An 18,538-nucleotide genomic window follows, 5' to 3' on the forward strand; every position below is an offset into this window, starting at 1 on the left:
GGGGGTGCCTAGGGCTCCGTGTGTTCGATACACGTCGGCAGTATCAGCCGCAGTAACGCGCCGCTTTCACACGGCACGGCTTCGGCCGTTCCGCCATGAGCCTCGGCGACCTGCCGGACTATGGCCAGGCCCAGGCCGGAGCCGGGGTGCGCGCGGGCCGCGGGTGATCGGTAGAAGCGGTCGAAGACGAATTCGAGGTCGCTGTCGGGGATTCCTGGGCCGGCGTCCGCGACCTCGAGGGCGCCCGCCTTGACGCTGATCCTGATCAGGCCGTCGGACGGGCTCCATTTCACGGCGTTGTCGACGAGGTTCGCGACGGCGCGTTCCAGGGCGTCGGGGTCTCCGTGGACGAGAGTGGGCGCGCAGGTCAGCTCGAATTCGATCTGCGGCGCCCGCCGCTTCGCGCGGGCGGCGACGCGCTCGGCGACGAGGTCGAGGCGGACGTCTTCCGTGTGGAACGGGGCTTGGCCGTAGCGGGCCAGGTCGATCAGGTCGTTGACCAATGTCGTGAGTTCGCCGGCCTGGCCGAGCGCTTCGGCGGCGAGCAGCGGGGCCTGCGCGTCGGCCGGGTTTTCCGACAGCAGCTCGAGGTTCACCGTCAGGCTCGTCAGTGGTGTGCGCAGTTCGTGCGAGGCGTCGGCCACCAGACGGCGCTGGGCGCCGACCGATTCGTCCAGGGCGGCGGTCATCGCTGCGAACGCCGAACCGAGCCGGCCGATCTCGTCCCGGCTGTCGGCGGGGATCGGAATGGCCAGGTCGCCGGTCGTGCGGATCAGTTCGACGGTCTCGGTGAGCTGGTGTACCGGGCGTAGGACGCGGCGTGCTGCCAGGCGTGAGGCCAGTGCTGCCAGAAGTCCGGCGGCCACCGTCGAGCCGGCGAGCAGCCAGGCGAGTTCGCGTAGCGTGGGTGCGGGATCGGATTCCGGGATGGCCGTGCGTACGAGCGTTCCCGGTGCTTCGGGCAGTTGGGCTGTGTAGACGCGGTAGGCGACGCCGTTGTAGACCGCGTCACGGAAGTAGGCGCCGGCGGTGCCGTCCGCGACGGCGACGTCGCGGGCGGTGAGGTCGACGAACTCCGTCGACGGCCCGATCCTGACCGGGCCCGGCACGATCTGCAGCTGGGTGCTTCCGATCCCCAGCGGAACAGTCGGGAAGCCCGGCTCCCCGTTGGCGTCCCTGAACTTGGCCTTGATGGCCGCGGCCACGTTCGGTGCCTGGTCGGCGGCCACGACCAGCGATCTGTCGATCTGGCCGCGGAGGTTGGCGTTCACGGCCGGATACAGGACCACCGACACGAGCACCAGGGCGCCCGCGACCACGGAACCACCGGCGATGGCCAGCCGGGTGCGCAGGTTCACGGCTCCTCGCGCAGGACATACCCCAGGCCGCGCACCGTCTGGATCAATCTGCTGCCGCCGTCCGTTTCGAGCTTGCTTCGCAGGTAGCTGATGTATACCCACAGTGCGTTCGACTCCGGGCCGAAGTCGTAGCCCCAGACGGACTCGAAGATCTGGGTCCGGCTCAGCACCCGGCCAGGATTGCGCAGGAACAGCTCCAGCAGGGACAGCTCCGTCTTGGTCAGCTCCAGGCGCCGGCCGGCACGCTCGGCCCTGCAGCCGTTCAAGTCCAGGTCGACGTCGGCGAAGCGCAGCACCTCGGCCCTGGCACCGCTGCGCCGGAGCAGGGCTCTGAGCCGGGCCCGCAGCTCCTCCAAGGCGAAGGGCTTGGCCAGGTAGTCGTCGGCCCCCGCGTCGAGCCCGGCGACCCGGTCGGTGACCAGGTCCCGGGCCGTGAGCATCAGGATCGGCGTGTCGTGCCCGCCTGAACGTAGCGTCCGGCACACCTCCAGCCCGTTCGGTTCGGGCATGAGGACGTCGAGAACCACCGCGTCCGGGCGGAACACGCCGTGCTCGGCGAGGGCGGACGCCCCATCGGCGGCGGACGACACGTCGTAGCCGTCCCGGCGCAACGCATGCTCCAGGGACCGCCGCACAGCCGGGTCGTCGTCCACCACAAGTATCCGCATGGTCGCCTATCCTCACCGTCGATGCTGAAGCTGTGTGAGACGCGGACGCGGTCGCTGTCAGCCCTTGCTCAGTGACCGCTTCAGATCGCTCAACGCGGCATCGAGCCGGTCGGAGCTGACCCCGAGCGAGGCGGCGATGTCACCGAAGGCCTTGGACGTCGGATCGACTCTGCCCATCGCCACCACAGCGGCCAGAGCGGCCTTGGCCTTGGCTTGATCGACACCGAGCGCCGCGGCCACGGACGCCGCCGCGGCGTCGGTGGTGAACGGCGAGTCCTGCGGGCCGTTCAGGGCCTTCTTGTCCATGCTGTCCAGCTTGCCCTGGTCGTCACCATCCGGCGCGGGCTCGGCGACCTTCGGCCCCAGAGCGTCCTGAACCTGCGAGGCCGCAGTCCCAGGTTGGCCGCGACCGCCGCGACGAAGGCCTCCGGCGTAACGCCGGCCCAGTCGGCCAGCGACGTTTTGGCCGCGACCAGCGCGGCGTCGAGCCGCTCGGTCGTCACTCCGAGCTTCGCCGCGATCGCGGCGGAATCGGCATCCGCACCCGCCCTGGATTTCCCGTCCACCTTGACCGTCGCGGAGTCGGATTTCGCAGCGCAGGGTGTCGGGGCCGGACCGGCCGCCGCGGCCGTACCGGTCGTGGCCAGCGTGGCGAGCGTGACCGTGGCCACGACCAGCCGTGTGCGTTTCATCATCGTGATGCCTTTCGTCCGCTGAGCGCGCCGGACGAGAACCGGCGTCTTGGGGACAACAGAAACATCACGGCCTCTGGCGGGGTTTCAGCCACCTTTAGAGGTTCCTTAGAACGGCTACGTTCTCCCCGCGCGATCGATCGGTCATGTCGCTGACGATAGCGCCGCACGGCGAGCAGTCACCGGTTTGCACGAGATGGCCAGGCGACGCGCGGGACGGCGGGCGGACCGGCCCGGGGAGCGGCTGGTCAACGGGCATGGCGTCCCTGGCCGCGCCGTTCCCGCAGCCGTACGGCCACGAACCGGACGACGACGAGCACGACGGCCGCCGCGACCACCTTGGACACGATCCCCATGTACTCCTCGACGAGGTGCCAGTTCTCGCCGAGCAGGTAACCCGCCAGCACGAACACGGTGTTCCAGATCAGGCTGCCGAGCGTGGTGAACAGGAGGAAGGTGCCGAGCGGCATGCGTTCCACCCCGGCGGGGACCGAGATCAGACTGCGAAAGATCGGGATCATGCGCCCGAAGAACACCGTCTTCACACCATGCCGGGCGAACCACGCCTCCGCCTTCTCGATGTCGGGGATCTTGACCAGCGGCAGACGCGTCGCGATGGCCACCGTACGCTCCCGGCCGAGCAGCGCGCCCACGCAGTACAGCGCGAGCGCACCCACAACGGAGCCCGCGGTCGTCCACAGGAGGGCGGCGACCAGGCTCATGTCCCCGCGCGCGGCGGTGAACCCGGCGAGCGGCAGGATGACCTCGCTGGGCAGCGGCGGGAACAGGTTCTCCAGGGCGATCGCGACGCCGGCGCCCGGCGCGCCCAGGCGTTCGGTGAGCTCCATCGCCCACCCGGCGATCCCTCCGATTTCCGCGGTGTCCATGCAGGTGACGCTAACGCCCGAAGCCGGACGATGCGGTCACCATGAGGAGCGCCGCCGGGATCCCTCCGGTGCACCCCGGCCCAGGGGTGCGGAAACCACAGGTCTGGATCGTCGTCCACAGGTTGTGGATATCTGTCCCGGTTTCGGATCGGCCGATTCGGGGACGGAGCCGCACCGGCTCAGAGGTCGTCCTTCGGCGTCTGGGCCAGCACCTGGTCGGCGGTCGCCGTCACCACCGCCGCGGCCGCCGAGATGTCCCTGACCTGCTCCGCGGGAAGGGCCCGCAGCACCTTCTCCAGTCCCTCCAGGTCCGCCTGGTAGGCGGCCGCCATCGCCGCCTGGGCCTTGGCGGTGCGCTGTGCCTGCTCCACCGCCTTGCCGAGTGCCCGGCCGGCGCGTTCGACGGCCCTGGCCGCCTCGATCGCCGCCTTCTCAAGATTTCTCGCCCACTCGGGCGGCTGGTCGCTCATCGAATTCCTCTGCGTGCGGGTGGTTCCGCGGGCATGAGTCGCCCACGAGGACTGCCGGGTCAGGCCCTTAATGCCCTCCCTGCGGGCTCTACACCCGGCGGGGCCCACGCTCTCAGAGTTCTCCCAGATACAGCACGAGGATCCCCGTGCGGCGTGGCGCGCGAGGGCCCCGGATCTTGCTTCGGATCAGGAAGAGGTCAGCCGCAGTGCTCGAACGGGCTGTCGTAACCGGACGAGCCCGCCTTGCCGCCCCACTTCACGCATTTGTCCGCCGCGGCCGCCTGTACCGGCCCGCGTAGTAGCCGTAGTTGCCCGAGTCGGTCACCCGGGTCTTGCCCTGGACCTCCAGGTAGGCGCTGGTCGTGGTGGCCGTGCCCAGCGAGGTCTTCTTCAGCGTCACGACGCAGTTGTTGCCGTTGCCGGAGTTGTAGAGCAGGTAGACGGTGCCCGCCGTGCCGAGGGCGGCGGAGTCGATCACCGAGTAGCCGGCGCCGCACACCTGCTCCGGCGTGTACGGGTTCCCGGTTCCGCTGCCGCCCGTGACGTACTGCATGTACGTGTTCCAGTCCCAGTACGGCCCGGGATCGGTGTGGTCGGACCCGGGGACCTGGTAGTGCCCCACGATGTGGGACCGGTCCTTGGGGATGCCGTACCGCGCGGCGATGGAGCGGACGAGGGCGGCCGAGGAGCGGTACATCGCGTCGGTGAACCAGGACGCGTCGTCCACGTATCCCTCGTGCTCGATACCGATGGAGTGGTGGTTGTAGTCGGAGTTGCCCGCGTGCCAGGCCCGGTCCTTCTCCCGCACCATCTGGGTGATCGCGCCGTCGGACGACCGTACGACGTAGTGCGCGGAGACCTGGGCGGCGGGGTTCTGGAACCAGGAGATCGTCCCGGCGTACGAGCCCTGGGTGACGTGGATGACGATGCGGTCGATCGCGTCGCTCGCCGGCCGGTCGGACACCGCGTAGTTGGCGGTGCTGGCCGGCACCCACGTCGCGCCGGGGTAGTCGACGGCCGCCGCGGCGAGCGTGCGGTTCTCCGGCTGGTCGAGGTCGCGGGCGTTCGCGAGGGCTCCCCGGTCGGGATTCACCGGGCGGGCGGCCACGGTGATCGTCTCGCCCGCCGGTGTCCGCGCGGTGAACCCGGCCGACAGCAGGTCGTAGACGGCGTCCGCGTACAGGCGGGCGACCTCGGGCGCGCTCGCCCCGCCGTAACGCGCGACGGCGGTGTACCAGCGACCGGCGTCGGCGCGCGCGGCGGCGTCCAGGCCCAGGGCGTCGGCCCTGGCCCGCAGGACGGCCGCCGCGCCCGCCACGTTGGCCGCGTCGTCGGCCTTGAGCGTGGCGACCGGCGCCCCGGTGAGCCGCGCCGCCTCCTCCAGGGTGTGCAGCGTGGGGTTGCTGACCAGGTGCGCCACGCCGTACCCGCCGCTCGCGCTCGGCCTGCCGTCATGGCCGTCGAGGTGGGTCTCGGCGTAGGCGAGCGCGACGAGCAGGTCGCGGGGGGACGCCGTGGGCCGCCGCCGCCCGCGTGAAGGCGGTGGTGAGCGGGCCCTCGGCGGCCGAGGCCGGCCCGGCCGGGACGAGCCCGGCCAGGCACAGCAGGAGCGTCACGACGCCGACGGCGGTCAGGGCCGTACGTCGGGACCCGCGGACGACCAGGAGTTCGGTCACGGGGATCAGCCGCAGTGCTCGAAGGGGCTGTCGTAGCTGGACGAGCCCGCCTTGCCGCCCCACTTGACGCAGGTGTCGGCGGCCGAGGCGCGCACCGGTCCGGCGTAGTAGCCGTAGTTGCCCGAGTCGGTCACCCGGGTCTTGCCCTGGACCTCCAGGTAGGCGCTGGTCGCGGTGGCCGTGCCCAGCGAGGTCTTCTTCATCGTGACCACGCAGTTGTTGCCGTTGCCCGAGTTGTAGAGCAGGTAGACGGTGCCCGCCGTGCCGAGGGCGGCGGAGTCGATCACCGAGTAGCCGCTGCCGCAGACCTCCTGCGGGGTGTACGGGTTGGACGAACCGCCGCCGCCGCAGTTGTGCGAGGTCACGGTCTGCACGGGGTAGCCGAACGTGACCCCGTTGAACACCGCCTTCTGGATGTTGGCGGGGTAGGACGTGTCGCTGGTGCGCACCTCGTAGTGCAGGTGCGGGGAGATGTTGTTGCCAGGCTTACTGGTGTTGCCGACCTCGCCGATCTTCTGGCCCTGGCTGACCTGCGCGCCCTGGCTCACCGACATGACCCGCAGATGGGCGTAGTAGGTGAACCAGCCGCCCCCGTGGTCGATCTTGACGAGGTTGCCGAAGCCGTTGGTCGACCCCTGGTTGGCGGCGATGACCACCGTGCCGGCCGCCGCCGCCACGACCGGGTCGCCGAGGTCCGCGTCGGCCGTGCTGCCGCGGTTGAAGTCGATCTCGTACGACTGGTGGGCGCTGCTGGCGTTGGAGTTGCCGGTCCACACCTGGCCGCAGGGGAACGGCATCTGGAAGTCCGGGCGCGGACCCGCCGCGGAGGCCGCCGGGGCGGTGGCGGCGCCGAACGCGAGGCCGAGGACCACCGCGAGGCCCGCCGTGACAAGCGATTTGAGTCTCATGACCAAAAAGAGTCGGAATCTACTGCACAAAAAACATCAAGACTCGGTACAAAGGGTGGGCGAGTCATGGCGAACCGGTCCTTCGACAGGGGGAGCAACGCGGTCATGACAGTCGATAAGCCAACGTTCAGCGTGCTCGGTCCGCTGGAGGTCCGCCTGCCGGGCACGGCGCCACGTCTCGGCGGCCGGAAACCCCGCATGCTCCTGGCCACCCTTCTCCTCCACGCCAACCACACGGTCGGCGGCGACGAGCTCGCCGAGGTGTTGTGGCCGGGCCACCGGCCGCGCTCGACCGCGGCCAACCTCCGCACGTACGCGAGCGCCCTGCGCGCGGAGCTCGGGCAGGCCCCGGCCCGCATCCGGGCCCTGGGAGCGGGGTACGCGATCGAGCTGCCGCCGCACGAGCTCGACCTGCTGCTGTTCGAGGAGCGGGTGGCCGCCGCGCGGGAGTGCCGGGCGCGGGGCAGGCCGGACGAGGCGGCCGGCCTGCTGGCACGGGCGCTGGCGCTGTGGCAGGGTGTCCCGCTGTCCGACCTGCCCGGAAGCCCGCTGTGGGACCGCAGGCTCGAACGGCTCGCCCAGGCGAGGTTGCGCGCCGCCGAGGACCTGGTCGAGCTGCTCATGGCGGCCGGAGAGTACGGCGAGGCGGTCGGGGAGCTGCGGGCCCTGCTCGCCGACCACCCCTTCCGCGAGGACCTGTGGCGCAGGCTCATGCTGGCCCTGCACTGGTCGGGGCGGCAGGGCGAGGCGCTGCACGCCTTCGCCACGATCCGCGAGCACCTCGTTACCGAACTCGGCGTCGAGCCCGGCCCCGAGCTGCGCCGGGCGCACGAGGCCGTGCTCGCCGGGGAGCGGCCCCCGCGGGCCGTGCCGCGTCAGCTGCCGCCCGACCTGGTGGACTTCACCGGACGGGCCGCCGAGGTGGCGGCGCTGACCCGGGCGCTCGCCCCCGGCGGTGTCGCCGTCGTCACCGGGCCGCCGGGCGTCGGCAAGACCGCGCTCGCGGTGCGCTGCGCGCACGCCGTCCGCGCGGCGTATCCCCACGGCCAGCTCTTCCTGTCGCTCGGCGGCACCGACACCGCGCGGCCAGAGGACACCGCGCAGCCAGATGACACCGCCGTGAAGCCCAACGACACTCCGCAGCCCGGCGACACCCCGCACGGTGCCGTCGGGGCGCCGGTCGAGCCGGGGGAGCTGCTGGCCGAGGCGCTGCGCGCGCTCGGCGCGGCGGAGCCGCTGCCGCCACGTCACGAGCGCGCCGCGCTCTACCGCACGCTGCTCGCCGAACGGCCGATGCTGGTCGTGCTCGACGACGCGGCGGGCGCCGCGCAGGTCCGGCCGCTGCTGCCGGGCGGCGGCAGCGCCGTCGTCGTGACCGGCAGGCGCCGCATCACCGAGCTTCCCGGCGCCGCGCGGATCGACCTGGACGTCCTGCCGCAGGCCGAGGCGCTGGGACTGCTGACGGCGATCGTCGGCGCGGAGCGGCTGGAACGGGGAGCCGGAGGGAGGCCGCCGCCATCGTGCGGGCCTGCGGCCGGCTGCCGCTCGCGGTCCGGGTGGCCGGGGCCCGGCTGGCCGCCCGGCCCGGCTGGTCCCCGGCGGTGCTGCGGCGGCGGCTCGACGACGAGACGGCCAGGCTCGCCGAGCTGCGCGCCGGCGACCTGGAGGTGCGGGAGTCGTTCGACCGCAGCTACCGACTGCTGCCGGACGACGCCGCGCGCACGTTCCGCGCGCTCGGCCTGCTCGGCACCCGGCCGCTGCCTGGCTGGGTGGTCGACGCCGTGCTCGACCGGCACCGCAGCGACGACGTGACCGACGTGCTGGTCGACGCGAACCTGCTGCGCCCGGAGGGGACCGACCCCCTCGGCCAGCCCCGCTACCGGCTGCCCGACCTGCTGCGCGTCGACGCCAGGGACAAGGCGGGGGAGGTGGACATGCCGGCGCTGGCGCGGGTGGTCGCGGGCTGGACGGCCGCCGCGGAGCACGCCACGGCCCGGCTGCCCACCACGGTCTTCCGCCTGACCTCGCCCGCCGCCCGGCGCTGGCGGCTGCCCGAGGACGCCCTGCGCCGGGTCGCCGCCGACCCGGTCTCCTGGTTCGGCGCCGAGCACGAGACCCTGGTCGAGGCCGTACGGCTGGGCCGCGGACGCGGGGCTGGCCGGGCGCCGCCTGGGGCCTGGGCGGCGGCGCTCGTGCCGTACTTCGACCTGCGCTGTCACCTCGGCGCCTGGGAGGAGACCCACCGCGTCGCCCTGGAGGCGGCCCGCGCGGCCGGAGACCGGGCGGGCGAGGCCGCGATGCTGCGGGGGCTCGGCCAGGTGGCCCTCTATCGGGACAGGTACGTCCAGGCCGCCGGCATGTTCCGCCGCTCCCGGATGATCTTCCGTACGCTCGGGGACGTCAGGGGCGAGGCGGTGTCGGTCTGCGGACTGGGCGCGGTGGGCCAGTTCCGGGGCGACCAGGCCGCCGCGTCCCGGCACTTCCGCAGGGCCCTCGGGATGTTCGTGTCGCTGGACGACCGGTCGGGCGAGGCGTACGCACGGCAAGCGCTCGGGCGCACCTGCCTGAGCGCGGGCGACCTGAACGGCGCAGCCGACTGGCTCGGCGGCGCGCTGCGCATGGCGCGGGAGCTCGGCGACGCCCACCGGGAGGGCTGCGTGTCGCTCCAGATCGGCCGCCTGCACGACCTCGCGGGGGAGACCGGGCGGGCGATGCGCGCCCAGGGCCGCGCGCTGACGATATTCGAGGGCTTCGGCGACCGGCACTGCGCGGCGTACGCCATGCAGGGCCTGGGCGGGCTCCAGGCGGCCAGGGGCGACTGGCGGCACGGCTCGGCCCGGCTGGAGAGCTCACTGGCGATCTTCCGGCAGCTCGGCGACCGGAGCGGGGAGGCGGCCACGCGGCGGATGCTCGGCGAGCTGCACCGCTCGTCCGGGCGTCGCGCGCTCGCCCGCGGCTACCTCCACGCGGTCACGTCCCGGCAGGTGGTCGAAGACACGGCGATTTCTCATGATTGGACCGGCACGACTGATTAGACCGCCACCACTGGGGCATCAGAGGCGTCGTGGGTGGTGGATGGCTCTCCCGCTGGCCGGTGATCCGGCAGCTCAAGGGAGAGGACGGCAGAGGGCAGGCGGCGCGCTCGGCGCGTACGGACGCCTTGCGGCCCCGGGTCGAGGGGGCCGAGACGGTCGCGCGTTCCGTCTGCCCTTACTGCGCCGTCGGCTGCGGCCAGCTCGTCTACGTCAAGGACGGCAAGGTCACCCAGATCGAGGGCGACCCCGACTCGCCGATCTCCCGCGGGCGGCTTTGCCCGAAGGGCTCGGCCAGCAAGCAGCTCGTCACCCACCCCGGCCGCCAGACGAAGATCCTCTACCGCAGGCCGTACGGCACTGAGTGGGAGCCGCTCGACCTCGAGACCGCGATGGACATGATCGCCGACCGGGTCGTGCGGACCCGGCGCGAGACCTGGCAGCAGACGCACGAGGGGCAGGAGGTCAGGAGGACTCTGGGCATCGCCGGCCTGGGCGGGGCGACGCTCGACAACGAAGAGAACTACCTGATGAAGAAGCTCTACACCGCCCTCGGCGCGATCCAGGTCGAGAACCAGGCGCGCATATGACACTCCTCCACCGTCCCCGGTCTGGGGACCAGCTTCGGGCGTGGCGGCGCGACCCAGTATCAGCAGGATCTGGCCAACGCTGACTGCATCGTCATCCAGGGCTCCAACATGGCCGAGTGCCATCCGGTGGGGTACCAGTGGGTGATGGAGGCGCGTGCGCGCGGCGCGAAGGTCTTCCACATCGACCCGCGCTTCAGCCGCACGAGCGCGACCGTGGACAGGTATCTGGCGATCCGCGCCGGCACGGACATCGTGCTGCTCGGCGCGCTGATCAACTACGTGCTGTCGAACGGGCTCGACTTCCGCGAGTACGTCCTCGCGTACACGAACGCCGCGACCCTGGTGAACAAGGACTTCCGCGACACCGAGGACCTCGACGGCCTGTTCTCCGGCTACGACGAGGAGACCGGCAGGTACGACCCGTCGAGCTGGGCGTACGAGGGCGACGTGCCCGAGGAGGAGGAGCAGACCGAGGGCGGCAGGCGCCACGCGGAGGCGGCGGGGTCCGACTCCTACGGCGCGCGCGGCGCCGGCGCCAGCGCGACGCCGCCGGCCGACCCGACGCTGACCGACCCGCGGTGCGTCTACCAGATACTCAAGCGGCACTACTCGCGCTACACGCCCGAGATGGTCGAGGAGCTGTGCGGCATCCCGCCGGAGCGGTTCCACGAACTGGCCGAGGCGATCACGGCCAACTCGGGCCGGGAGCGGACCACGGCGTGGGTCTACTCCGTCGGCTGGACGCAGCACTCGGTCGGCGTGCAGTACATCAGGGCCGCCGCGATCCTGCAGCTCCTGCTGGGCAACATGGGCCGGCCGGGCGGCGGCATCATGGCGCTGCGCGGGCACGCGAGCATCCAGGGCTCCACGGACATCCCGACGCTGTTCAACCTGCTGCCGGGATACATCGCGATGCCGCACGCCCATCGGCACGACGGCCTCGACCACTACCTGGAGCGGGAGGGCGCCGACACCGGCTGGTGGGGCAACCGGCGGGCGTACGTCGTCAGCCTGCTCAAGGCGTGGTGGGGCGACGCGGCGACGGAGGCCAACGACTACTGCTTCGACTACCTGCCGCGCCTCACGGGCGATCACGGTCACTACGCGACCGTGATGGGCCAGATCGACGGGACGGTCAAGGGCTACTTCGTCGTGGGCGAGAACCCGGCGGTCGGCTCGGCCAACGGAAAGGCGCAGCGGCTCGGCCTGGCGAACCTCGACTGGCTGGTGGTCCGCGACCTCATGCTGGTCGAGACCGCGACGTTCTGGAAGGACGCGCCCGAGATCGAGACGGGCGAGCTGCGGACCGAGGAGATCGGCACCGAGGTCTTCTTCATGCCGGCCGCGAGCCACGTGGAGAAGGAGGGCACCTTCACCAACACCCAGCGGCTGCTGCAGTGGCGGGAGAAGGCACTCGACCCGCCGGACGACTGCCGCAGCGACCTGTGGTTCTTCTACCACCTCGGCAAGCGGATCAGGCCGCGGCTCGGCGACGACGAGATCGACCGGCCGGTGAAGGAGTTGACCTGGGACTACCCGGAGATCGGCGAGCAGCGCGATCCCGACGCCGAGGCCGTTCTGCGGGAGATCAACGGCAGGGCCGCCGACGGCCGCCTGCTGGCGTCGCTGCGCGAGCTCAAGCCCGACGGCTCGACGAGCTGCGGCTGCTGGATCTACTGCGGGGTGTACGCCGACGGGGTCAACATGGCGGCCCGGCGCAAGCCGCACACCGAGCAGGGTCCCGTCGCGCTCGAATGGGGCTGGGCCTGGCCGGCGAACCGGCGCATCCTCTACAACCGCGCTTCGGCCGACCCGCAGGGCCGCCCGTGGAGCGAGCGGAAGAAGTACGTCTACTGGGACGGGACCAAGTGGACCGGACCTGACGTGCCCGACTTCGAGGAGGACAAGGCTCCCGACTACGTGCCGCCCGAGGGGGCCAAGGCCCAGGACGCGCTCGCCGGGACCGACCCGTTCATCATGCAGTCGGACGGCAGGGGCTGGCTGTACGTCCCGTCCGGGCTGTCGGACGGGCCGCTGCCCACCCACTACGAGCCGCACGAGTCGCCGGTGCGCAACGCGCTGTACGGCCAGCAGGCCAACCCGGCCCGCCGCACCATCGACCGCCCGGAGAACCCGTACAACCCGGCGCTGTCGCCCCGGTTCCCGTACGTCTACACGACGAGCAGGCTCACCGAGCACCACACGACGGGCGCGATGAGCAGGCCCCTGCCCTACCTGGCGGAGCTCCAGCCGGAGGCGTTCTGCGAGGTGTCTCCGGACATGGCGGAGGAGCTCGGGCTGGAGAACGGCGACTGGGCGACGATCGTCACCGCGCGGACCGCGATCGAGCTGCGCGTGCTCGTGACCGGCCGGGTGCGGCCCCTGCGGCTGAACGGCCGGACCGTCCACCAGGTGATCATGCCGTACCACTGGGGATACAGCAGTGGCGGGGTGATCACCGGGGACGTCGTCAACGACCTGCCGTCGATCGTGCTCGACCCGAACGTCTACATCCAGGAGAGCAAGGCCGGCACCTGCGACGTCCTGCCGGGACGGCGCCCGCGCGGCACGGCGCTGCTCGACCTGATCGAGAGGTATCGCCATGGCTGAGCGGATGGGGTTCTTCACCGACACGTCCATCTGCATCGGGTGCAAGGCCTGCGAGGTGGCCTGCAAGGAGTGGAACCAGGTGCCCGACGACGGGTTCGTGTTCCGGGCCACCTCCTACGACAACACCGGCGCGCTCGGCGCGAGCACCTGGCGGCACGTCGCGTTCGTCGAGCAGGACGGCCGGTGGCTGATGTCGTCGGACGTGTGCAAGCACTGCACCCACGCCGCCTGCCTCGACGTCTGCCCCACCGGGGCGCTGTTCCGCACCGAGTTCGACACCGTCGTCGTCCAGTCCGACGTCTGCAACGGGTGCGGCTACTGCGTCCCCGCCTGCCCGTACGGCGTGATCGACCGCAGGGAGGACGACGGCCGGGCGTGGAAGTGCACGCTGTGCTACGACCGGCTGCGCGGCGGCATGGAGCCCGCCTGCGCCAAGGCGTGCCCGACGAAGTCCATCCAGTTCGGGCCGCTCGACGAGCTGCGGCAGCGGGCCGAGGAACGGGTCGAACGGCTGCACGCCGAGGGCACGACCGAGGCCCGGCTGTACGGCGCGAACCCGGACAACGGGGTGGGCGGCACCGGCGCGTTCTTCCTCCTGCTCGACGAGCCGGAGACGTACGGCCTGCCGCCGGATCCCGTGGTGACCACCCGCGACCTGCCCGCGATGTGGCGCTGGGCGGGCGGCGCGGCGCTCGCCCTGGCCGCCGGCGTCGCCGCCTGCTTCCTTGGACGACGCTGATGCGCGGGCCACGGCGGCGGGCACCGGACCGGCGAGCTGCCCGCGGTTTCGCGGGCGTGACCGGGATGCGCACGAACACCACGAACGCAGTCGCGGGGAGGATCTGATGCCGAGGCGCCGGGACGAGATGGTGCCGGACGCCGAGTTCCGGTCCTACTACGGCCAGCCGGTCATCAAGCAGCCCATCTGGCACGAGCCCCACATGCCGACGTACCTCTATCTGGGCGGGCTGTCCGGCGCGGCGGGCGCGATGGCGGCGGCCGCCCGCCTCAGCGGGCGGGACCGGCTGGAACTGGCCGCCAGGATGACGGCCTTCGCGGGTGCGAGCGCCGGTGCGGCCTTCCTCGTGGCCGAGCTGGGCCGGCCGATGCGCTTCCTCAACATGCTGCGGGTGTTCAAGCTCACCTCGCCGATGAGCGTCGGCTCCTGGACGCTGGCCGCCCACAGCGGGCTGACCGGCGTCGCGGCGGGCTCGGCGGTGACGGGCCTGCTGCCCCTCGCGGGCGACGCCGCGTCGGTCGCGAGCGGCCTGAGCGGCGTGGCGATGGCCACCTACACGGCCGTCCTGCTGGCCGACACCGCCGTCCCCGCCTGGCACGAGGGGATGCGCGAGCTGCCGTTCCTGTTCTCCGGGAGCGCCCTCGCCTCGGCGGGCGCGGCCGTCATGCTGACCACGCCCCGGGCGCAGGCAGGGCCCGCCCGCGTCGCCGCGGCGGCGGGCGCCGTGGCCGAGGTCGTCGCCGGCGGGCTGATGGAGCGCCGCCTCGGTCTCGTCGGCGAGCCGTACCGGAAGGGCAGAGCGGGCAGACTCATGCGGGCCTCCCGCGTGCTCACCCTCGGCGGCGGCCTGCTCGCCACGGTCGCCGGGCGCAGCCGGGCCCTCACCGCGCTGTCCGGGCTCGCGATCACGGCCGGAGCCCTGTGCACCAGGTTCGGCGTGCTGGAGGCGGGCCGGGCCTCGGCCAAGGATCCCAGGTACACCGTCGTGCCGCAGCGCGACCGCCTCGACGCCGGCCGCCCCGCCTCCGTCCCCGGCCGCTAGGGTCACGGTCTCAAGCTCCCGAAGCTACGGCGAGCCGCATGGTAGGGACGGTCAGCCGGCAGGCGGTCCGGCTGGCCTCGCTGCAAGTCACCTCCAAGTCGATCACCAAAGCCCGCTGCGAAGCTCCGGTATCGATAACGACACCGAAGAGGCGGCCGGGACAGCCTGCCCTTCCGCCTCACGTTATGAACTGGAAGGAGGACCCATGTTGAGACTTTCGTTCCGCGCTCTCGGCGGCGTCGGGCTTGCCGCCGCGCTGCTGGTCGCCGTGTTCGGCGCGACCCGTGCCGCCGATCTCGCCGACGGCCAGGCCTCGATCTCGAACAGCCGGCCCGTCGGCGTCTATGCTTACGGCTACCCCGCGGGCGCTCACCCGGACGGGTGCGATCCACCTAGGTGCAGGTGATTTCTCCGTTTCACATCGTCGCCTCGGCACAAGTGCCAGGGCGTGATTCGGAGTGGTCGCGCGGCAGGGTCCTGGAGCCTGTCTGACAGTTGATCACACCACTGTGATTGGAACCTGCTGGTCGCGCCGGCGACCGGCAGGGCAACTCATTGCGCCATGCGTTGTGGATGCGCTCTCCGGGACGCTCACCGATGTGCGCCTTCATGCACCAAGGTGGGCACGGGCTACTTGAAGTCCCTGAACAAGCCGGGACGTGCTCGTCCAGGCCGGGCGTCGCGGAGGCGTGACGACGATGCCCGCCGAACCCTCCGGCTTGCCGACCACCGCAGGCAAGGCGTCTGGTCACGTCCGAAACGTGCCGGTGCCCGCTGCCTCCTCACTGCTTGGCTGGGTGCACGCCCTCCACCCGCACCTGGCCGAACGGACCCATGTCGACAATCACGCTCACCCGGCCCCGCTCGCCTCTCATCGGCTGGCTCGCCGTCACCTCGCTCATGCTGGGCATCTTCGCCATCGTCACCAGCGAGATCCTGCCCATCGGTCTGCTGCCCGCCATAGGCGCCGACTTCGGCATCTCCGACGGCACCACGGGGCTGACCATGGCCCTGCCCGGTCTCGTCGCCGCGGTCGCCGCGCCAACCGTCACACTGACCACCGCGCGCCTGGACCGCCGTGTGATGCTGTGCGTCCTCATGGGGGTGCTCGCCGCAGCCGACGTGCTGGCCGCGGTGGCGACCTCCTACTGGATCGTGCTGATCTCCAGGGGGCTCGTCGGCCTCACGATCGGCGGCTTCTGGTCCATCGGGGCCGGGTTGGCCGGCCGTCTGATGCCGCCGCACGCCGTCGGCACCGCCACCGCTGTGATCTTCTCGGCCGTGCCGTTGGGCTCCGTGCTCGGCGTACCGGCCGGGACCTTCATCGGCGACGTCGCCGGCTGGCGGACCGCCTTTCTGGTCCTGGCCGTGCCGGCACTCCTGGTCCTTGTGGCCCTGATACTGCTGCTGCCGCCGCTGCCCGCCCATCAGGCCACCAGCCCTCGCGTCCTGCTCGACCTGCTGCGCACCCGGGGTGCCGCCATCGCCTTGCCGGCCACTTTCCTCATCGTCTTGGCCCATTTCGGCACCTACACCTACGTCACACCCTTCCTGCAGAACGTCACCGGCCTGCCTCCCGCCGCCGTCAGCGCCATCCTGCTGGCGTACGGCATCGCCGGAACCGCCGGCAACTTCCTGGCCGGCAAGGGCGCGGTCACGCGGCTGCGAACGACCTTCGTGACCTGCGGCTGCCTGATCGCGGTCACGACCCTGCTGCTGCCCTCGGTCGGCGGCACAACCATCGGCGCCGTGATGTCACTCGTGGTCTGGGGCTTGGCCTACGGAGGCGTACCCGTCTGTTCACAGGCATCGTTCATCGCCGCCGCCCCTCGCACGCCCGAAGCCGCGACGATCGTTTTCACCTCTTCCTTCCAGGCGACCTTCGCCCTCGGCGCGTTCCTCGGCGGACGTGTCGTCGACGCCTTCTCGGTCTCCACCGTGATGATCTGCGGCGGGCTGACCGCTCTCCTCATGGCGGCAACCCTGTGGTCACTCGGCAAGCCCCGCTGACTCGGTCAGGTGCCGTCCGCCGCGATCGAGGAGTGACTGTGGGCGCCGGGGGCGGGCGTTGCGGAGGCGTATGCCGCTCCAGCCCAGGGAACTGGTGGTCACCGCGTCCCAGAACGGCCAGAGGTTGCCCAGCAGCCTGAGCTGGATGCCGGCCTCCTCGTGCAGCCGTAGCAGGTCGCCGACGGGTTCGGGCGGCCCGAGCGGTTCGACGGGCTCGGTGGCGACCACCGCGTTCGGCACCGGCTCGCCGAACGGGACGAACTTCTCCGCCGGGAGCCGATAGGCGTACAAGCGGACGGTCAGGAACGTCTCCAGCCAGCCGTACTCGATGGCGTGGACCCGCTCGCCGCAGCCCGGCCCGATGATCCGGTCCCGGTCGTCGTCCGTGGTCGCCGGGGTGGTCCAGGCCATGGCCCGCGGGCACTGGCGGGGGAACCAGTAGTCGGGGCAGCGCTCGGCCGTCACCGCCCAGACGTACGCCTCCGGTTGCCGTGCGGTGGCCGCCACGTGCGGAACGAATCGGGTGATCTCGGGGTCCTCGGAGAAATGCAGCACCTCGCCGGGCTCAGGTCGCATGTCCCGGGTCTACCACCTCGCCGCCGTTCCGGGCGTCAGGGGTCAGGCGAGCCGGATCGCGGCGGCCTCGGCCGGGACGAGTTCGCCGACGATCGGCGCGCCAGGGACCTCGCCGGCGACCAGCAGGCCGCCCGAGGTCTGGGCGTCGGCCAGCAGGAGCAGGTCCTCCTCCGCGTACCGGCCCGGGTCGAGGTGGGGGTGCACCCAATCCAGGTTGCGGCGGGTGCCGCCGCTGACGTAGCCGTCGCGCACCGCCTGCCGCGCCCCCTCCAGGTAGGGCACGGCCGCCACGTCGACCACCGCCGTGACGCCGCTCGCCCTGGCGAGCTTGTAGAGGTGGCCGAGCAGGCCGAATCCGGTGACGTCGGTCGCGCAGGCGGCCCCGGCCGCCAGCGCCGCCCGCGAGGCGTCCCGGTTGAGCGTCGTCATCACCTCGATCGCCTGCGGGAACACCTCGCCGGTCGCCTTGTGCCTGGTGTTGAGCACGCCCACGCCGAGCGGTTTGGTGAGGGAGATCGGTGTCCCCGCCCGTCCCGCGTCGATACGCAGCAGCCGGTCCGGGTCGGCCAGGCCGGTGACGGCCATGCCGTACTTCGGCTCGGGATCGTCCACGCTGTGACCACCTGCGACGTGGCAGCCCGCCGCCCGCGCCACGTCCAGCCCCCCGCGCAGCACCTCCCTGGCGAGGTCCATGGACAGCGTCTCCCTTGGCCAGCCCAGCAGGTTCACCGCCACGATCGGTTCGCCGCCCACCGCGTACACGTCGGACAGCGCGTTGGTGGCCGCGATCCGCCCCCAGTCGTACGGGTCGTCCACGACCGGGGTGAAGAAATCCGCGGTGGCGACGACCGCCCGGCCGCCCTCGATCCTGACCACGGCCGCGTCGTCGCCGTCGTCCAGTCCGATGACCAGCTCGTGCGCGTACGCCGACGGGTTCGGGGCCACGAGCCCGGCCACGATGCTCTCCAGCTCGCCCGGGGGGATCTTGCAGGCGCAGCCGCCTCCGTGCGCCTGCTGGGTCAGCCGGATTCCGGCCTGCTCCGCCGTCTCGGTCATGCCGCCCCGTTTCGAGTCGATCGTCCGCCACGCCGCCGCCACGGGGGCGCCGCCCGGGTCCCTACCCCGTTCCGGCTAGGTTTCTCCCTGGAGGTGTGTGGGCGCCTGGTGGCCCCCGCGGTCTTCAAAACCGACGAGGCCGAGGTCCTCGGCCTGGCGGGTTCGATTCCCGTCCACCTCCGCTCACCTACGCCCTTGCTGCGTCATGCCTGTCCCGCTGTCTG

17 protein-coding genes and 1 tRNA gene are annotated in these 18,538 nt (G+C 71.9%); 7 read left to right on the forward strand and 11 right to left on the reverse strand.

Going from position 1 to position 18,538, the window contains the following annotated elements; genetic code table 11:
• Window positions 1-8: 8 nt before the first annotated feature.
• The 9 genes from B1L11_RS11095 to B1L11_RS11130 all read right to left on the reverse strand — a co-directional run bounded on the left by B1L11_RS11095 (window position 9) and on the right by B1L11_RS11130 (window position 6,659).
• Window positions 9-1,358 (reverse strand): cell wall metabolism sensor histidine kinase WalK, encoded by a 1,350-nt coding sequence (locus tag B1L11_RS11095; RefSeq protein ID WP_079314390.1) that lies wholly within the window; start codon window positions 1,356-1,358, stop codon window positions 9-11.
• Window positions 1,355-2,026, reverse strand: a complete 672-nt coding sequence (locus B1L11_RS11100; protein ID WP_079314391.1) for a response regulator transcription factor — start codon at window positions 2,024-2,026, stop codon at window positions 1,355-1,357. Before B1L11_RS11100 ends, B1L11_RS11095 begins: the two co-directional genes overlap by 4 nt.
• A 57-nt stretch (window positions 2,027-2,083) precedes the next feature.
• Window positions 2,084-2,332, reverse strand: a complete 249-nt coding sequence (locus B1L11_RS11105; protein ID WP_079314392.1) for a hypothetical protein — start codon at window positions 2,330-2,332, stop codon at window positions 2,084-2,086.
• Window positions 2,314-2,721: a hypothetical protein gene (locus B1L11_RS45070; protein WP_143737183.1), complete on the reverse strand. Its 408-nt coding sequence runs from the start codon at window positions 2,719-2,721 to the stop codon at window positions 2,314-2,316. The genes B1L11_RS11105 and B1L11_RS45070 overlap by 19 nt, the downstream gene beginning before the upstream one ends.
• A 245-nt stretch (window positions 2,722-2,966) precedes the next feature.
• Window positions 2,967-3,605: a DedA family protein gene (locus tag B1L11_RS11115; RefSeq protein WP_079314394.1), complete on the reverse strand. Its 639-nt coding sequence runs from the start codon at window positions 3,603-3,605 to the stop codon at window positions 2,967-2,969.
• A 179-nt stretch (window positions 3,606-3,784) separates the two neighbouring features.
• Window positions 3,785-4,075 carry a hypothetical protein gene (locus tag B1L11_RS11120; RefSeq protein WP_079314395.1) on the reverse strand — a complete coding sequence of 97 codons (291 nt, stop codon included), beginning with the start codon at window positions 4,073-4,075 and terminating at the stop codon, window positions 3,785-3,787.
• Window positions 4,076-4,331: 256 nt separating this feature from the next.
• Window positions 4,332-5,495: an N-acetylmuramoyl-L-alanine amidase gene (locus B1L11_RS11125; RefSeq protein WP_256862413.1), complete on the reverse strand. Its 1,164-nt coding sequence runs from the start codon at window positions 5,493-5,495 to the stop codon at window positions 4,332-4,334.
• A gap of 31 nt (window positions 5,496-5,526) precedes the next feature.
• Entirely contained in the window at window positions 5,527-5,751 is a 225-nt protein-coding gene (locus B1L11_RS50315; protein ID WP_256862414.1) for a hypothetical protein, read from the reverse strand.
• A gap of 5 nt (window positions 5,752-5,756) precedes the next feature.
• A complete protein-coding gene (locus B1L11_RS11130) occupies window positions 5,757-6,659 on the reverse strand; it encodes a M23 family metallopeptidase (protein WP_079314396.1) in 903 nt (300 codons plus the stop codon).
• Window positions 6,660-6,764: 105 nt separating this feature from the next.
• Here B1L11_RS11130 and B1L11_RS50320 point away from each other — a divergent pair, with 105 nt between their 5' ends.
• The 6 genes from B1L11_RS50320 (at window position 6,765) to B1L11_RS11165 (ending at window position 16,682) form a co-directional block, all read left to right on the forward strand.
• Window positions 6,765-8,471, forward strand: coding sequence for a BTAD domain-containing putative transcriptional regulator (locus B1L11_RS50320; protein ID WP_256862415.1), 1,707 nt, complete (start codon window positions 6,765-6,767; stop codon window positions 8,469-8,471).
• Window positions 8,472-9,723: 1,252 nt separating this feature from the next.
• Window positions 9,724-12,891: a formate dehydrogenase gene (fdh, locus tag B1L11_RS11145; RefSeq protein WP_256862416.1), complete on the forward strand. Its 3,168-nt coding sequence runs from the start codon at window positions 9,724-9,726 to the stop codon at window positions 12,889-12,891.
• Window positions 12,884-13,630, forward strand: coding sequence for a 4Fe-4S dicluster domain-containing protein (locus tag B1L11_RS11150; protein WP_079314399.1), 747 nt, complete (start codon window positions 12,884-12,886; stop codon window positions 13,628-13,630). The genes fdh and B1L11_RS11150 overlap by 8 nt, the downstream gene beginning before the upstream one ends.
• 106 nt (window positions 13,631-13,736) lie before the next feature.
• Complete coding sequence (gene nrfD, locus B1L11_RS11155; RefSeq protein WP_256862417.1) at window positions 13,737-14,672, forward strand: NrfD/PsrC family molybdoenzyme membrane anchor subunit; 936 nt, start codon at window positions 13,737-13,739, stop codon at window positions 14,670-14,672.
• A gap of 205 nt (window positions 14,673-14,877) precedes the next feature.
• Window positions 14,878-15,078, forward strand: a complete 201-nt coding sequence (locus B1L11_RS11160) for a hypothetical protein (RefSeq protein WP_079314400.1) — start codon at window positions 14,878-14,880, stop codon at window positions 15,076-15,078.
• Window positions 15,079-15,506: 428 nt separating this feature from the next.
• Window positions 15,507-16,682 (forward strand): MFS transporter, encoded by a 1,176-nt coding sequence (locus B1L11_RS11165; RefSeq protein ID WP_079314401.1) that lies wholly within the window; start codon window positions 15,507-15,509, stop codon window positions 16,680-16,682.
• Here B1L11_RS11165 and B1L11_RS11170 read toward each other — a convergent pair.
• Entirely contained in the window at window positions 16,662-17,258 is a 597-nt protein-coding gene (locus tag B1L11_RS11170; protein ID WP_079314402.1) for a DUF6886 family protein, read from the reverse strand. The two genes, B1L11_RS11165 and B1L11_RS11170, sit on opposite strands and share 21 nt — an antisense overlap.
• 42 nt (window positions 17,259-17,300) lie before the next feature.
• Entirely contained in the window at window positions 17,301-18,314 is a 1,014-nt protein-coding gene (gene selD / locus B1L11_RS11175; RefSeq protein ID WP_079314427.1) for a selenide, water dikinase SelD, read from the reverse strand.
• Window positions 18,315-18,403: 89 nt separating this feature from the next.
• Between selD and B1L11_RS11180 the strand changes: the two genes are divergently transcribed.
• A tRNA-Sec gene (locus B1L11_RS11180) sits at window positions 18,404-18,497 on the forward strand.
• The last annotated feature ends 41 nt before the right edge of the window (window positions 18,498-18,538 follow it).

This window comes from Microbispora sp. GKU 823, assembly GCF_002027145.1.
GTDB classification, from domain to species: domain Bacteria; phylum Actinomycetota; class Actinomycetes; order Streptosporangiales; family Streptosporangiaceae; genus Microbispora; species Microbispora siamensis.

Excerpts from the sequence above, each read along its gene's own strand:
- B1L11_RS11100 (WP_079314391.1), bottom strand. The coding sequence starts at position 2,026 with ATGCGGATACTTGTGGTGGACGACGACCCGGCTGTGCGGCGGTCCCTG.
- B1L11_RS11105 (WP_079314392.1), bottom strand. The coding sequence starts at position 2,332 with ATGGACAAGAAGGCCCTGAACGGCCCGCAGGACTCGCCGTTCACCACC.
- B1L11_RS45070 (WP_143737183.1), bottom strand. The coding sequence starts at position 2,721 with ATGATGAAACGCACACGGCTGGTCGTGGCCACGGTCACGCTCGCCACG.
- B1L11_RS11115 (WP_079314394.1), bottom strand. The coding sequence starts at position 3,605 with ATGGACACCGCGGAAATCGGAGGGATCGCCGGGTGGGCGATGGAGCTC.
- B1L11_RS11120 (WP_079314395.1), bottom strand. The coding sequence starts at position 4,075 with ATGAGCGACCAGCCGCCCGAGTGGGCGAGAAATCTTGAGAAGGCGGCG.
- B1L11_RS11130 (WP_079314396.1), bottom strand. The coding sequence starts at position 6,659 with ATGAGACTCAAATCGCTTGTCACGGCGGGCCTCGCGGTGGTCCTCGGC.
- B1L11_RS50320 (WP_256862415.1), top strand. The coding sequence starts at position 6,765 with ATGACAGTCGATAAGCCAACGTTCAGCGTGCTCGGTCCGCTGGAGGTC.
- B1L11_RS11150 (WP_079314399.1), top strand. The coding sequence starts at position 12,884 with ATGGCTGAGCGGATGGGGTTCTTCACCGACACGTCCATCTGCATCGGG.
- nrfD (WP_256862417.1), top strand. The coding sequence starts at position 13,737 with ATGCCGAGGCGCCGGGACGAGATGGTGCCGGACGCCGAGTTCCGGTCC.
- B1L11_RS11160 (WP_079314400.1), top strand. The coding sequence starts at position 14,878 with ATGTTGAGACTTTCGTTCCGCGCTCTCGGCGGCGTCGGGCTTGCCGCC.
- B1L11_RS11165 (WP_079314401.1), top strand. The coding sequence starts at position 15,507 with ATGTCGACAATCACGCTCACCCGGCCCCGCTCGCCTCTCATCGGCTGG.
- B1L11_RS11170 (WP_079314402.1), bottom strand. The coding sequence starts at position 17,258 with ATGCGACCTGAGCCCGGCGAGGTGCTGCATTTCTCCGAGGACCCCGAG.
- selD (WP_079314427.1), bottom strand. The coding sequence starts at position 18,314 with ATGACCGAGACGGCGGAGCAGGCCGGAATCCGGCTGACCCAGCAGGCG.